Raw genomic sequence first — 13,045 nt, 5'->3', positions numbered from 1 at the left:
TTTAATCGGGAAATAGGAAAACTAGCAATGTACGTTGCTGGTTTGTCCTTAACCCTGACGGGTTGTTTTAGGTCGGAAATAGGGACCGTCGGCAGACGGTCTTTCCTTTTATTCATTTTTTGGACCTTTTTAGGTTGGAAATGAGAACCGTAGGGAAGCGGTTTTATTTATAAATGGGTTACCCCACGTTTTAAGTTGAAAATGGGAACTGCCGGCAGGCGTTTTTCTTTAAATCAAAATTAGGCTGTTTTAGTAGGGAAATAGGAAGTTGAGGTAGACAATCTGCTTGGTTTTATATTCCAATTCTTCAACGTGGAAAGTTGACTTCCTTGCCAAGTCAGTCTTCTTATGCTAGACTGTCATAGTAGAAAAGGAGTTAGGATGAAACAGAGATTATCGCTTATTGGATTGCTGCTTGTCATTATTTTGACAGTCGTTCTTTCTTTGGCTAATCGTCAGGAAGTTGTTGTCAATTACTTGTTCGGCCAATTTAGAATGCCCTTGATTTTGGTGATGATTGGTTCACTTTTACTTGGTATGGTTTCCCAGTATTTGCTTGGTTTGACCAAGCACTTGACATTAAAGAGCGAAATAAAGAGTTTGAAAAAGGAATTGTCAGAAATACCAGTTCTACCAAGCCTAGAGAAGGCTGATAATGTGGATCAAAGCTAGTAAGCTTGGCAAAAATTGCCCTTATAAATAGAAGGAGAAATGATGTTTACAAAAGAATTTGGATTGATGTTTTATGTGGATGATGTTGCTGCTGAGAAGGCTTTTTGGAGCGATGCTGGTTTCACAATCTTCAATGAAGCTGAGATGATGGGCTATGAAACTTTTGATATGAAGCCACATCCAGAAGCAACGACAACCATCACTGTTTACGCAAATGAGTTTATTCGTCAAGTGTCACCAGAGGTGATTGATATGAAGCCTAGCATTTTGTTTGAAACAGATGATATTGAGGGACTTCAAAAACGTATTTCAGGCTTGACAGACACGTGTAGCGCAGTCAATGCAGAACCATTCCCTAACTTTAATTTTGCCAGCCCAAGTGGACATTATTTTGCAGTGAAGGGATTATGAATAAGTAAAACCAGTGGGGTACCGCTGGTTTTTACTTTTACTGGACCAAAGGAAGAGAGAAGCAAGTCTTCGAATTTGAAAGGAACTATGGTATAATAGAAGAAATAAGGGGAACTGTATGTTGTATAAAAAAATAATTGCAAGCGATATGGATGGGACCTTTCTAAGAGAGGATCATCATTTTGACAAGGAGCGTTTTCGCCGCCTACTTGCTCAATTTAAAACGGAGGGCTATCTGTTTGTTGCTGCAAGTGGCCGTTCTCTACCAGGTTTGAAACTCTTGTTCGAGGATTTCTTAGATGATATTGCCCTGGTTGCAGAAAATGGAGCAGTAGTTCTGTATGGTAATCAGACGATTTACATGGATGAGCCCATTAAACCGGCAACCTATCTATCCTTGGTGGATGAACTGCTTAAGAGCGGATATGTTAAACCTCAGCATATCACCCTATCTGGTCTGAAGGCTTCTTATATGTTGGATACGGTTGAAGATGATCTATATCAGGTCCTATCAGACTATTACCAAGATATTGTTTTGCTTCCACGTTTTGAGGATGTTTCTGAGGATATTATTAAATTAAATCTCTATATTGATGAGGATATACGTACAGAAGCGCAAGACTGGATCAATAATCATTTTCAACAATTGACTGCTGTCACGACGGGCTTTACCTCAATCGACATTATCTTGTCAGGTGTTCATAAGGGAATTGGTTTATCGCATTTATGCAAGTACTTTGGCTTGTCTGGAAAGGATTTGATTGCCTTCGGAGATAACCAAAATGACCTAGAAATGATGAAGCTGGCAACCTTTTCTGTTGCGACCGCAAATGCAGTTGATGAAGTCAAGACACAAGCAGACTTGGTTATTGGGCATTGTAATGAAGAAGCCGTGATGGCCTACATGGAGGAATTAGTAAATGGTAATTAAGTTAATCGCATTAGATTTAGATGGAACGCTTCTGACATCTGATAAACGGATTTCAGAGGCAAATAAAAAAGCTCTACAAGCTGCGCGTGATCAGGGGGTCTATGTGGTTTTGACTACAGGACGCCCCTTGCAAGCCATTGGCGTTTTTTTGGAAGAATTAGATTTGCTGGGTGAAAAACAGTACTCCATTACCTTTAATGGTGGTCTGGTTCAAGAAAATACAGGTCGGGTTTTGGATAAGGTGGGCTTTACCATTGAGGAAGTCCGTGCCATTCGTCAGGTGACTAATGAACTAGATTTACCCCTTGATGCAGTCTATGGAGGGGATGTATACTCTCTACCAGCTGCCCACGAATCTCTCTATTTAACTGCTAACCCCCTTTTGAATAAAATCAAGGTGACTGATGACGAATTGCCAGAGGACTTTGTGTACAATAAGGCAGTATCAGCAGTAGATGCAGATTTCTTGGATGCACAAATTCCGAAAATTCCTGCGGAAATGCACGAACGTTTTGAGATTTTTAAATCGCGTGATATTTTGCTTGAGTGGAGCCCCAAAGGTGTCCACAAGGCAAATGGTTTGGCTAAGTTGATTGGTCATCTTGGAATTGACCAGTCAGAAGTCATGGCTTGTGGCGATGAAGGCAATGACCTTTCTATGATTGAATGGGCTGGTATGGGTGTTGCTATGGCTAATGCCACAGATGAGATAAAAGCTGCCGCCAAGGTAGTCTTGCCTAAGACCAATGATGAGGACGGCATTGCCTGGGCTGTTGAACACTATGTATTGAACGAGGACTAGTATGGGATTATTCGATCGATTATTTGGACAAAAGGCTCAAGAAGAGCCTAGAGAAGAAGTTGTTGAAGAACTTGAAGTAGAGCAGTTGGTTTCTGAAAAGGACACTGAAGTATCTGAAACGGAGTCAACTATTCCTGAACAAGATAGTCCAGGACCAACTGACTTGAATGCTGAGCAAGAAGCACAGAAACAGCGTACGCTAGACATGATGGCCCAATATTATGCGGCAAAGGAAGCTGCTGCAGCTCGAGTTAAAGAAGCGCAGGAACAAGGTTTTGACCCTGCCATTCAAACCAAGGCCAAAGAAGAGCCTGTTCAGGAAATCGCTCAAGTCGAGGAGGAAAGTGAGCAGGACAAGTACCAGCGGACCTTGAAAAAGACGCGTACAGGCTTTGGTGCAAGACTTAACGAATTCTTTGCTAATTTCCGTTCAGTAGACGAAGAATTTTTCGAAGAATTGGAAGAAATGTTGATTTTGTCAGACGTAGGCGTGCAAGTAGCCTCTACACTGACAGAGGAGCTCCGCTATGAAGCCAAACTACAGAAGGCTAAAAAGACAGATGAACTCCGTCGTGTGATTATCGAAAAATTGGTGGATATTTACGAAAAAGACGGTCAATTCAGCGAGCAGATCAACTTCCAAGACGACCTAACGGTCATGCTCTTTGTCGGTGTTAACGGGGTTGGGAAGACGACGTCTATCGGTAAGTTGGCCTACAAGTACAAGCAGGCTGGCAAGAAGGTTATGCTGGTTGCGGCGGACACCTTCCGTGCAGGTGCGGTGGCTCAGTTGGTCGAGTGGGGCCGCCGTGTTGATGTGCCAGTAGTGACTGGTCCTGAAAAGTCAGACCCAGCCAGTGTGGTCTTTGACGGGGTCAAACGTGCCGTGGCAGAAGGCGTGGACATTCTCATGATTGACACGGCAGGTCGCTTGCAGAATAAAGACAACCTTATGGCAGAGCTGGAAAAAATCGGCCGTATCATTAAACGAACGCTGCCTGAAGCACCGCATGAAACGCTGTTAGCGCTAGATGCCTCGACAGGACAAAACGCCCTCAGTCAAGCCAAGGAATTTGCAAAAATTACTCCCTTGACTGGTCTAGTCTTGACCAAGCTAGACGGTACAGCCAAGGGTGGTGTTGTCCTTGCCATCCGTCAGGAACTGGATATACCAGTTAAGCTAATTGGTTTCGGTGAGAAAATTGATGACATCGGAGAATTTAAATCCGAAGAGTTCATGCGTGGACTTTTGGAAGGATTGGTATAGAAAAAAGTCGTTAGTTGAAAAACTAGCGACTTTTTCTATCTGTATGTAGCAGTGAGTAAACAGCAATGTCAACAATACCACGATTATTTCGAGCGGCTTGGCGGAGAGTTCCTTCATAGGTCATACCGACTTTTTCCATGACACGACCAGAAGGACGATTTTCACTATCGTGAACAGCCGTAATCCGTAAACAACCAACTTCTTCCAGCAGAAAGTGAGTGACTGCTTCAAGGGCTTCTGGCATATAATTTTGTCCCCACCATTTACTACCTAACACCCAGCCCAATTCAGCAGCATGTACCCGTTCATCTAGACTGACGACGGAAATATCTCCAATGGGTTGCTGACTTTCTTTGAATTCAATAGCCCACCTGTACGCTTTTTCTTGTGAATAGGATTGAAGACAGAACTGGACATAGTCTTCAGTATCTTGGAGTGTCTGATGAGTTGGCCAGGTCAGATAGGTGGTAACCTTTTCATCTGAAGTCCAGTTTTGGAAAACTGATTCAACATCGCTTGCTTGAAAGGGGCGTAAGACTAGGCGTTGGGTTTCTAATACCTGAGTTCCTTTATGTTGCATCTCATTTCCTCCTTAATAATGCCTCAATCCAGTCGGGTGCATAGGCAGAAGTACAGCCCTTTGGCACCTTCATATCCGCATAAACTGCCAATTCTTGACCGATTGCAAGGCCCTGTTCAAGGTAGTCAGAATAGGCAACTGCAATCTCCACTAAGCATTGGTTCATGGTCCATTGAACCTGTGGGTCTGCGGTTTGTAAATGCAGGCGAATATGTTCTAGAGTTTCTTCAATTTCTTGATTTGAAGCCGTTTTACCCGCAAAGTATTTGGCGCGGAGAAACCAGCCTAGTCTGTTAAAGATGGCCTCGTCTTTGGCAAGCAAGTCTTCTTCCCAAACCCTGCTGTCTTTTCGTTTGCTGAGGATAATGGAAGCCAACTTATCGAGAACATTGACCGAAATTTGTTCATTGAGGCAATTCTCTAGGTCAGCTTGGAGAAGCTGGTCAGGCTTATTTTTTGCAATTTGAATGGCTAAATATTGTGCTTCTAGGACACCTGTTTGCCAGAGTGGGGCAAACAAGTCCAGTCGATTTTTATAGGCCTTGGCGATACCAGAAATAGCTCCCATAGGAACGCCGTAGTAGGGATTGGTTTCGCCAATTTTTTCATAGCGCTTGAGGGTGCCAGTATGACTGGCTGCTTGGAGTTGGGTGAGAATGGTGTTTAATTCAGTCATAAATATCTCCGAAAAAAACTGGATTGCTCCAGTTTTTCTATTTTATTTCAATAAGCCACGTTCACGATACCATACATCCGGAGTCCATACCCACTTGCAGCCGTAGCTTTCTAGCAAATCAAAGGCTGCTTGTGGTCCCATGCTTCCAGCTGGATAGGTGTGGAGTGGGACTTGGTTGCTTGCCCACAAATCAACAATGCGGTCAATCAAGCTCCAGCTTGCCTTAACTTCTTCCCAATGGCTAAAGTTGGTAGAGTCGCCGTTCAAGACATCGAAAAATAGTTTTTCGTAGGCTTCAGGTGAATTACCAAGTGCCGTTGCATTGTGGCGGAAGTTGAGTTTGGCAGGAGTAAGAGCGAAGTGGGAACCAACTTCCTTACCATTGATAGAGAGCATAAAGCCTTCGGTTGGTTGGATGAAGATGGTCAATACGTTGGCTTCAGAAGGCTGACCAAAAATATCTTCCGCATGTTTGAAAGTGATGGTCACGCGCGTGCCCTTTTCTGTCAGGCGTTTACCTGTACGGAAGAAGAAAGGTACATCACGGAAACGGTCAGTATCAACGAAGAAGACACCTCCTGCGAAGGTTTCCGTCTGAGAACCTTCTGCAATATTTGGTTCGTCCAAGTAGCTAACGTAGTCTTTTCCGTCGATGGAACCTGCAGCATATTGGCCACGGATGAAGTTGCGCTTGAGGTCTTCGTCTGACGGTTGACGTAAGTGTTGGAAGACCTTGATCTTTTCAGCGCGGACATCTTCCTCCTTGAAGCTGGCTGGCTTATCCATTGCCAAGAGAGAAAGGACTTGAAGAGCATGGTTTTGAACCATATCTTTTAAGGCGCCAGAATGGTCGTAGTAGCCACCACGGTCCTCAACCCCAATCGCCTCAGCGAAAGTGATTTGGACATTGTCAATGTAATCGCGGTTCCAGATATGTTCAAATATAATATTGGCAAAGCGGACAGCGAAGATGTTTTGCACCATTTCCTTACCAAGATAATGGTCGATACGGTAGATTTGGTCTTCCTCGAAGGCAGCAGCCAATTCATCATTGAGTTTGCTTGCAGTTGCAAGGCTTGTTCCGAATGGTTTTTCGATAATCAAACGCTCAAAACCTTGTCCGTCAACGATCTTCTCAGACTTGAGGTGTTTGGCAATGGTTCCGAAGAATTCAGGTGCCATGGATAAGAAGAAGACCTTGTTGTGTTGGGTATCGTACTTTTCACACAAGTCATCTTGTAATTTTCGAAGAGCTACATAATGCTCCGTATCGTTGACATCATGGCTTTGGTAGTAGAAATGACTTGCAAATTCATGAGCCTGACGTGGCGTGTCGGGCAAATCTCCTAGTGATTCAATGACGGTTTGCTCAAAAAATTCCTTGGTCCAGGGTCTGCGAGCTGTTCCAATAACAGCAAAGTTTTCTTTGATATGTCCCGCCTTGTACAGACGGAAAAGTGATGGATAGAGCTTGCGTTTGGCTAAGTCGCCACTAGCACCAAAAATGGTAAACAATACATGTGATGACATAAATTCTTTCCTATTCTATTGAGTATAAATCTCATTATAGCATAAATTGTCAGAAAATTCACTTTATGACTTCATTTTTCTAAAATACTCTATAAACGTAGGGATTTTCAGGTTGCTGGATTTCTTCTATTTGCTCCAGTTCCAGTGTCGGCAGGCTTTGTTTTAAGGAATGATGGTAAGCAATCTTAATTTTTCCGCTGGCCTTGACCCAGCTGTTGTTAGGAAAAGTCTGCGAAGCTCCTGTAGAGAGTAGACCATAGACACCAGAATCGGCGATACAATGGATTATGCCAAAACGGAAGAGAAATTGCTGGTCAGTCTTGTCTGGATCATTATAAACGAATCCGACCATTTCAATTGTTTTACCGGCAAATTCATTTGGATAGTCATAGATGGCCTCCATGACCTCCATGTAATTATCACTTGTCACCTCTATTTCATCTTGAGCTAAATAGTGGTCTGCTATTGCGCGCATCTCAGATTGGTAAATTGACTTTGTAAAATAGATGGATGTATCAGGCTTGAGGTACTGGACGCTGGTTCCTTCCTGAGCCTGAGTAGCTGTGTCATTTTCAGCAGCTAGGGGGAAATGATAGCCTTTAGCCGCCACAGAAGTAGCATCTAAACTAACTGTTGGAAAGAGCCAGGCAACTGTAAGCGGAAGGATGAGGAGCAAGATACTTGCAAATCTGGCTGATTTTTTTGTCAAATGACTATGTGTTTCAATGTCTTTTACCCAGACATAGAGTTGAACCATGGCTAGGATAAAGGAAAGTATCATAGACAGATAGGCTAGATAGGTGTAGTGCAGATTGATATACTGGTCTAGTTTGCCTGATACATAGAGGTACATGGTCATTTCAAAATAAGCTGCGAGAATTAAAAATCGAATCATACAAGCCCTCCTAGAATGATGCAGTAGCCAAGGATAACCAGGAAATTAATAGTAACGAAGCTCAGAATAAATTTACCTGTGAAGTAACGCTTCATCATGAGCAGATTTTTGACATCTACCATTGGTCCAATGACAAGGAAGGCCATGACGGGAGCTAGACCAAAGCTGGATAGAAAAGATGCACCGATAAAGGCATCTGCTTCAGAACAAAGGGAGAGCAGAAAGGCAAGTCCCATCATGAGCAAGATAGCTGATAGAGGGCTGTGACCAATCGAAGTCAAGATAGCTGTTGGAACATAGACCTGTACTAAACTAGCAAAGAGGCAACCAAAGACCAAGTATCGACCTGTATCGAAAAATTCATCAATGGCATGAATAAAAGCTAGTCCGACTTTTTGCCAGTTGGTTTTATCTGAAAAATCATGGGTCGGTTGGCAGGCAGTCTGTTGGTTTTTAATCGGTTCTTTGACCCAAAAGCCAAGGACCAGACCAAGGACGAGTGCGACCAAGATAGATCCTAGAACACGATAGGCAGCCAGAAGCCAAGAATTTCCAAACGCAGTATAGGTTGCAAAAAGGACAATGGGATTGATAAGGGGGGCAGTCACTAGAAATGGAATAGCAGTATAGCTAGGCACTTTTTTTTCTAAGAGCCTATTCACAATAGGGACTATCCCACATTCGCAGGAAGGAAAAACAAAGCCCAGAAAGGTCCCGAAGAGGATGGCTAAAAAGGTATTCTTAGGTAGAAATCTGACCACCTTTTCAGGTGTGACAAAGACCTCAATGAAACCAGAAATAACTGAACCTATTAGAACAAAGGGCAGAGCTTCAATGATAATTGATAGGAAAATAGCCCCCGACTGTAAAACAGAAGAGGGCAGTTGCTCAAATCCAAACATCCTTACTTATCGTCAACTTTCTGCTTATTTTTTTCAGTGCTTGTTGGGTCTGGAAATTCAACTTCCTCGAGTTTGTCAAAGGATGCAAATTCTTCCAGCATTTTTTCCAAATCGTCTTGTCGTTTATATGTGATAGCCACGAGGCACCTCCCAAAATTTTATATATCTATTATACTCTTTTTTGCTCAAATGTATCTAAAATTTCCTAACCTAATTCAAAACTAAAATCTTCAGTTGCCATCTTAAGTCGTGGTATAATTGTCTTATGGAAAAAAGAATATCAGAATTAGTAGACTTACTTAACAAATATGCCGACGAATACTATCGCACAGACAAACCAAGCGTGTCTGATTCCGAATACGACAAACTCTATCGAGAATTGGTGGAACTGGAAACAGCCCATCCAGAATTGGTTTTGCCAAATAGTCCTACCCATCGTGTTGGTGGCAAAATTTTAGACGGCTTTGAAAAATACAGCCATGTCTATCCTCTTTTTAGCTTGCAGGATGCCTTTTCGCGTGAAGAATTAGATGCCTTTGACCAACGTGTTCGCAAGGAATTTCCACAAGCGACCTACATCTGCGAACTCAAGATTGACGGCCTGTCCATTTCCCTGACCTATGAAGCAGGCAATCTAGTAGTAGGTGCGACACGTGGTGACGGTAGTGTCGGTGAGAATATCACGGAAAACCTCAAGCGTGTGGCAGATATTCCCTTGACCTTACCTCAAGCAGTTGATATTACTGTCCGTGGCGAGTGCTATATGCCCAAAGCCTCTTTTGACCGCGTCAACCAACAACGTCAGGAGGCAGGAGAGGCTGAGTTTGCCAATCCACGTAATGCAGCGGCGGGGACCCTTCGCCAGCTGGATACGGGAGTTGTGGCCCAGCGTGGCCTTGCTACTTTCCTCTACCAAGAGGCTAGTCCGTCTGAAGCGACCAGCCAGTCACAAGTGCTGGAAAAGCTGGATAGTCTAGGCTTTGTGACCAACCACGACTACCAGTTGGCCGACAGCATGGACGATGTTTGGGCTTTTATTGAAAAAATGGCAGAGCGGCGAGAAGATTTGCCCTATGAAATCGACGGTATCGTCATTAAGGTCAATGACCTAGCTATCCAAGAGGAATTAGGATTTACTGTTAAGGCCCCTCGTTGGGCAGTGGCCTACAAGTTTCCAGCTGAGGAAAAAGAAGCCCAAATCCTGTCTGTTGATTGGACGGTTGGTAGAACAGGTGTCGTCACTCCCACAGCCAACCTCAGCCCTGTTCAGTTAGCTGGCACGACTGTTAGCCGTGCCACTCTGCACAATGTGGATTACATTGCAGAAAAAGACATTCGTATTGGTGATACGGTCATTGTTTACAAGGCAGGGGACATTATCCCTGCTGTTCTGAAAGTGGTGGACAAGTATCGGTCTGAGCAGGAAGTGATGCCTGTTCCAAGCCAGTGTCCGTCTTGTCAGAGCGACTTGCAGCATTACGAAGATGAAGTGGCCCTTCGTTGTATCAATCCCATTTGCCCAAGTCAGTTGATGAGTAAGTTGGAGCATTTTGCCAGCCGTGATGCCATGAATATTGCAGGTCTGGGATCTTCTATTGTAGAAAAACTCTTTGGAGCCGGCTTGGTACACGATGTTGCTGATATTTATAAATTAACTGTTGATGACCTATTGACCTTGGAAGGCTTCAAAGAAAAATCAGCTGACAAGCTCTATCAGGCCATTCAGACATCAAAAGGAAATTCAGCAGAACGGCTCTTGTTCGGTTTGGGTATTCGCCATGTCGGCAGCAAGGCCAGCAAGATTTTGCTAGAAAACTTTGGCGACTTGGAAGCCCTAGCTCAAGCCAGTCAGGAGGAAATTGCTTCCCTAGAAGGATTGGGTCAGGTAATAGCCAAGTCCTTGACCAGCTTCTTTGCCAGCTCAGGTGCCCAGCAACTTTTAGCTGAACTTAAGGAAAATGCCGTAAACTTGGCTTATCTGGGACAGGTAGCGGATGAAAATGCTGCCTTGTCTGGACTTACGGTCGTATTAACTGGTAAGTTGGAACGGATGAAGCGGGGCGAGGCCAAAGCTAAGCTAGAAGCTTTGGGTGCCAAGGTAGCAGGCTCTGTTTCCAAGAAGACCAACCTAGTTGTCGCAGGTGCTGACGCAGGAAGCAAGTTGGCCAAGGCCCAAGAGTTAGGAATTGAAATAAAAGATGAGGCTTGGTTAGAAAGCCTTTAAGGTATAGGATATGGAAGAACGCAAGCGAGCAAGATTGATTTACAATCCTACCTCAGGTCAGGAAATCATGAAAAAAAATGTGGCAGACGTACTAGAAATTTTAGAAGGTTTCGGTTATGAAACCTCTGCTTTTCAGACAACGGCCGCAAAAGATTCAGCAAAAAATGAGGCGAAAAGAGCAGCAGAGGCGGGCTTTGACCTAGTCATCGCAGCAGGAGGAGATGGCACCATCAATGAAGTGGTCAACGGAATTGCTCCCCTTGAAAATAGACCAAAGATGGCTATTATTCCAACAGGAACGACCAATGACTATGCGCGTGCACTCAAGGTACCTCGTGGCAACCCGATCGAAGCAGCCAAGCTGATTGGGAAAAAACAAACGATTTTGATGGATATTGGCTTGGCAAAGAATGAAAAAAATGGACTTTATCAAGAACATTACTTCATTAACATCGCTGCCGCAGGAACTCTGACAGAATTGACTTACAGTGTGCCAAGTCAGCTCAAAACAATGTTTGGCTATTTGGCTTATGTGGTCAAGGGGGCGGAGCTTTTGCCACAAGTCCAATTTACACCTGTACGAGTGACGCACGATGGGGGAAGATTTGAAGGATCCATTTCCATGATATTTGTCGCCTTAACTAATTCTATTGGTGGTTTTGAGCAAATTGTTCCAGATGCCAAGTTGGATGATGGGAATTTTACCCTGATAATGGTAAAAACAGGCAATCTCTTTGAAATCCTTCAGTTAATTGGTCAAGTTTTAGATGGTGGGAAGCATATTGAGAGTGATTTAATTGAGTATATCAAGACAAGGTCTTTATCTATCGAAAACCTTAGTTCCGACAGCCGCCTTCTTCTCAATCTTGATGGAGAGTTTGGTGGAGATGCGCCAGTTGAATTGCACAATCTTCAAAATCATATTGAATTTTTTGCGGATACGGACCTGGTTTCTGATGAGGCTATCACTTTGGATACGGAGCAGGTTGATCGAGAAAATATGACCAAACGTTTCATTGAAGAAAGTAGTCATATAGATTCTGCTATATAAATAGGAAGAAAAGACAGCAGGTCTTTTCTTTTTCTATTTCAATGGCGAATTAAACGCTTTCAAAGGCGGTATTTTCTTGACAAATAGATGTTTTAGGAGTATCCTTACATGGTATTAAATTTTAAAAGGAGAATTCGTTATGAATTTAGGCGCGTTGGCTTTAGGTTTGGCCTGTCTTGGTGTAAGTATTGGTGAAGGACTGTTGGTAGCTTCTTACCTTAGTTCGACTGCACGTCAACCAGAAATGCAAAGCAAGTTAATGGCTGGTGTATTCTTGGGTGTTGCCTTTATCGAGGGAACGTTCTTCGTAACCTTGGCTATGATGTTTGTCTTGAAATAGTAGAAAATAGAGAAATAGAAAAGGGGGGAACCTCCATTGGAAGAACATTTAAGTCCAACCCTTACCCTTGGTCCCGTAACCTTTGACCTGACCATGGTATTGGTTTCTATCATAACCATTTCCGTTATTTTCTTACTTGTTTTTTGGGCTAGTCGCCGAATGGAACTGAAGCCAAAAGGTAAACAGAATGTTTTGGAGTACGTGTACGAATTGACCATCAATTTCACTAAGGGAAATCTTGGAGATGAAGATGCTAAAAGGTACGCCTTGTTCTTCTTCACGGTCTTCACCTTTCTTTTGGTAGCAAATAACTTGGGTTTGATGACCAAGTTGGAAACAGCAGAAGGTCATAATTTGTGGACATCTCCGACAGCCAACATGGCCTACGATTTTGGACTAGCAGCCATTGCAACTGTTTTTTGTCATGTCGAGGGTATGCGCCGTAGAGGGGTTAAGCAATATCTGAAAGATTTTGTGACCCCTTTGGCAATGACTCCGATGAACATTTTAGAAGAAATTACCAACCTTGCTTCACTTGCCTTGCGCTTGTACGGTAATATTTACGCAGGTGAGGTTTTGGTTTCACTTCTTTTACAGCTATCACAACAAAGTGCAGTAGCTTATCCAGTTGCATTTGCACTAAACATTGTCTGGACAGGCTTCTCTGTCTTCATTTCATGTTTGCAAGGCTATGTATTTGTCATGCTGGTATCCATGTACTTGAACAAAAAAATCCACGGTCATGGTGAGTAAGAAAGGGAAAG

15 protein-coding genes are annotated in these 13,045 nt (G+C 43.4%); 9 read left to right on the top strand and 6 right to left on the bottom strand.

Annotated features, from left to right (window positions below):
• Positions 1 to 381 precede the first annotated feature (381 nt).
• From PW252_RS07725 to ftsY, 5 genes are all read left to right on the top strand, one after another.
• Positions 382 to 672: a LapA family protein gene (locus PW252_RS07725; protein WP_248032494.1), complete on the top strand. Its 291-nt coding sequence runs from the start codon at positions 382 to 384 to the stop codon at positions 670 to 672.
• Positions 673 to 714: 42 nt separating this feature from the next.
• A complete protein-coding gene (locus tag PW252_RS07720; RefSeq protein ID WP_248049089.1) occupies positions 715 to 1,083 on the top strand; it encodes a VOC family protein in 369 nt (122 codons plus the stop codon).
• Between the two features lie 118 nt (positions 1,084 to 1,201).
• A complete protein-coding gene (locus PW252_RS07715; RefSeq protein WP_248049086.1) occupies positions 1,202 to 2,014 on the top strand; it encodes a Cof-type HAD-IIB family hydrolase in 813 nt (270 codons plus the stop codon).
• A complete protein-coding gene (locus PW252_RS07710) occupies positions 2,004 to 2,816 on the top strand; it encodes a Cof-type HAD-IIB family hydrolase (protein ID WP_248049083.1) in 813 nt (270 codons plus the stop codon). Before PW252_RS07715 ends, PW252_RS07710 begins: the two co-directional genes overlap by 11 nt.
• 1 nt (position 2,817) lies before the next feature.
• On the top strand, positions 2,818 to 4,083 hold the full coding sequence (gene ftsY / locus PW252_RS07705) for a signal recognition particle-docking protein FtsY (protein ID WP_248049081.1): 1,266 nt from the start codon (positions 2,818 to 2,820) through the stop codon (positions 4,081 to 4,083).
• A 22-nt stretch (positions 4,084 to 4,105) separates the two neighbouring features.
• Here the strand turns inward: ftsY and PW252_RS07700 are convergent, their stop codons facing one another.
• The 6 genes from PW252_RS07700 to PW252_RS07675 all read right to left on the bottom strand — a co-directional run bounded on the left by PW252_RS07700 (position 4,106) and on the right by PW252_RS07675 (position 8,806).
• The gene (locus PW252_RS07700; protein ID WP_248049079.1) at positions 4,106 to 4,663 is read right to left on the bottom strand and encodes a GNAT family N-acetyltransferase; all 558 of its coding nucleotides are present in this window, start codon (positions 4,661 to 4,663) and stop codon (positions 4,106 to 4,108) included.
• A 1-nt stretch (position 4,664) separates the two neighbouring features.
• Positions 4,665 to 5,339: a DNA alkylation repair protein gene (locus PW252_RS07695; protein WP_248049077.1), complete on the bottom strand. Its 675-nt coding sequence runs from the start codon at positions 5,337 to 5,339 to the stop codon at positions 4,665 to 4,667.
• 42 nt (positions 5,340 to 5,381) lie between these two features.
• Positions 5,382 to 6,869 carry a glucose-6-phosphate dehydrogenase gene (gene zwf, locus PW252_RS07690; RefSeq protein ID WP_248049075.1) on the bottom strand — a complete coding sequence of 496 codons (1,488 nt, stop codon included), beginning with the start codon at positions 6,867 to 6,869 and terminating at the stop codon, positions 5,382 to 5,384.
• A gap of 79 nt (positions 6,870 to 6,948) precedes the next feature.
• A complete protein-coding gene (locus PW252_RS07685) occupies positions 6,949 to 7,764 on the bottom strand; it encodes a TIGR03943 family putative permease subunit (RefSeq protein WP_248049073.1) in 816 nt (271 codons plus the stop codon).
• Positions 7,761 to 8,666 (bottom strand): permease, encoded by a 906-nt coding sequence (locus PW252_RS07680; RefSeq protein WP_248049071.1) that lies wholly within the window; start codon positions 8,664 to 8,666, stop codon positions 7,761 to 7,763. The genes PW252_RS07685 and PW252_RS07680 overlap by 4 nt, the downstream gene beginning before the upstream one ends.
• Positions 8,667 to 8,668: 2 nt before the next feature.
• Entirely contained in the window at positions 8,669 to 8,806 is a 138-nt protein-coding gene (locus PW252_RS07675) for an SPJ_0845 family protein (RefSeq protein WP_172050468.1), read from the bottom strand.
• Positions 8,807 to 8,931: 125 nt separating this feature from the next.
• On the opposite strand from PW252_RS07675, the gene ligA reads away from it, so the two are divergent.
• The 4 genes from ligA (at position 8,932) to atpB (ending at position 13,034) form a co-directional block, all read left to right on the top strand.
• On the top strand, positions 8,932 to 10,890 hold the full coding sequence (ligA, locus tag PW252_RS07670; RefSeq protein ID WP_248049069.1) for an NAD-dependent DNA ligase LigA: 1,959 nt from the start codon (positions 8,932 to 8,934) through the stop codon (positions 10,888 to 10,890).
• A gap of 10 nt (positions 10,891 to 10,900) precedes the next feature.
• The gene (locus PW252_RS07665) at positions 10,901 to 11,941 is read left to right on the top strand and encodes a diacylglycerol kinase family lipid kinase (RefSeq protein ID WP_248049067.1); all 1,041 of its coding nucleotides are present in this window, start codon (positions 10,901 to 10,903) and stop codon (positions 11,939 to 11,941) included.
• Between the two features lie 139 nt (positions 11,942 to 12,080).
• Positions 12,081 to 12,281, top strand: a complete 201-nt coding sequence (locus tag PW252_RS07660; RefSeq protein WP_105109681.1) for a F0F1 ATP synthase subunit C — start codon at positions 12,081 to 12,083, stop codon at positions 12,279 to 12,281.
• A gap of 36 nt (positions 12,282 to 12,317) precedes the next feature.
• On the top strand, positions 12,318 to 13,034 hold the full coding sequence (gene atpB, locus PW252_RS07655) for a F0F1 ATP synthase subunit A (RefSeq protein WP_105118077.1): 717 nt from the start codon (positions 12,318 to 12,320) through the stop codon (positions 13,032 to 13,034).
• The last annotated feature ends 11 nt before the right edge of the window (positions 13,035 to 13,045 follow it).

It is taken from the genome of Streptococcus sp. 29887 (assembly GCF_032595075.1).
In the GTDB taxonomy this organism is placed as follows: Bacteria; Bacillota; Bacilli; order Lactobacillales; family Streptococcaceae; genus Streptococcus; species Streptococcus iners.
The sequence above is the reverse complement of the archived record's forward strand: the minus strand, read 5'-3'. Positions and strand labels throughout refer to the sequence as shown.

Coding starts and splice junctions, on each gene's coding strand:
- PW252_RS07725 (WP_248032494.1), top strand. CDS start 382: ATGAAACAGAGATTATCGCTTATTGGATTGCTGCTTGTCATTATTTTG.
- PW252_RS07720 (WP_248049089.1), top strand. CDS start 715: ATGTTTACAAAAGAATTTGGATTGATGTTTTATGTGGATGATGTTGCT.
- PW252_RS07715 (WP_248049086.1), top strand. CDS start 1,202: ATGTTGTATAAAAAAATAATTGCAAGCGATATGGATGGGACCTTTCTA.
- PW252_RS07710 (WP_248049083.1), top strand. CDS start 2,004: ATGGTAATTAAGTTAATCGCATTAGATTTAGATGGAACGCTTCTGACA.
- ftsY (WP_248049081.1), top strand. CDS start 2,818: ATGGGATTATTCGATCGATTATTTGGACAAAAGGCTCAAGAAGAGCCT.
- PW252_RS07700 (WP_248049079.1), bottom strand. CDS start 4,663: ATGCAACATAAAGGAACTCAGGTATTAGAAACCCAACGCCTAGTCTTA.
- PW252_RS07695 (WP_248049077.1), bottom strand. CDS start 5,339: ATGACTGAATTAAACACCATTCTCACCCAACTCCAAGCAGCCAGTCAT.
- zwf (WP_248049075.1), bottom strand. CDS start 6,869: ATGTCATCACATGTATTGTTTACCATTTTTGGTGCTAGTGGCGACTTA.
- PW252_RS07685 (WP_248049073.1), bottom strand. CDS start 7,764: ATGATTCGATTTTTAATTCTCGCAGCTTATTTTGAAATGACCATGTAC.
- PW252_RS07680 (WP_248049071.1), bottom strand. CDS start 8,666: ATGTTTGGATTTGAGCAACTGCCCTCTTCTGTTTTACAGTCGGGGGCT.
- ligA (WP_248049069.1), top strand. CDS start 8,932: ATGGAAAAAAGAATATCAGAATTAGTAGACTTACTTAACAAATATGCC.
- PW252_RS07665 (WP_248049067.1), top strand. CDS start 10,901: ATGGAAGAACGCAAGCGAGCAAGATTGATTTACAATCCTACCTCAGGT.
- PW252_RS07660 (WP_105109681.1), top strand. CDS start 12,081: ATGAATTTAGGCGCGTTGGCTTTAGGTTTGGCCTGTCTTGGTGTAAGT.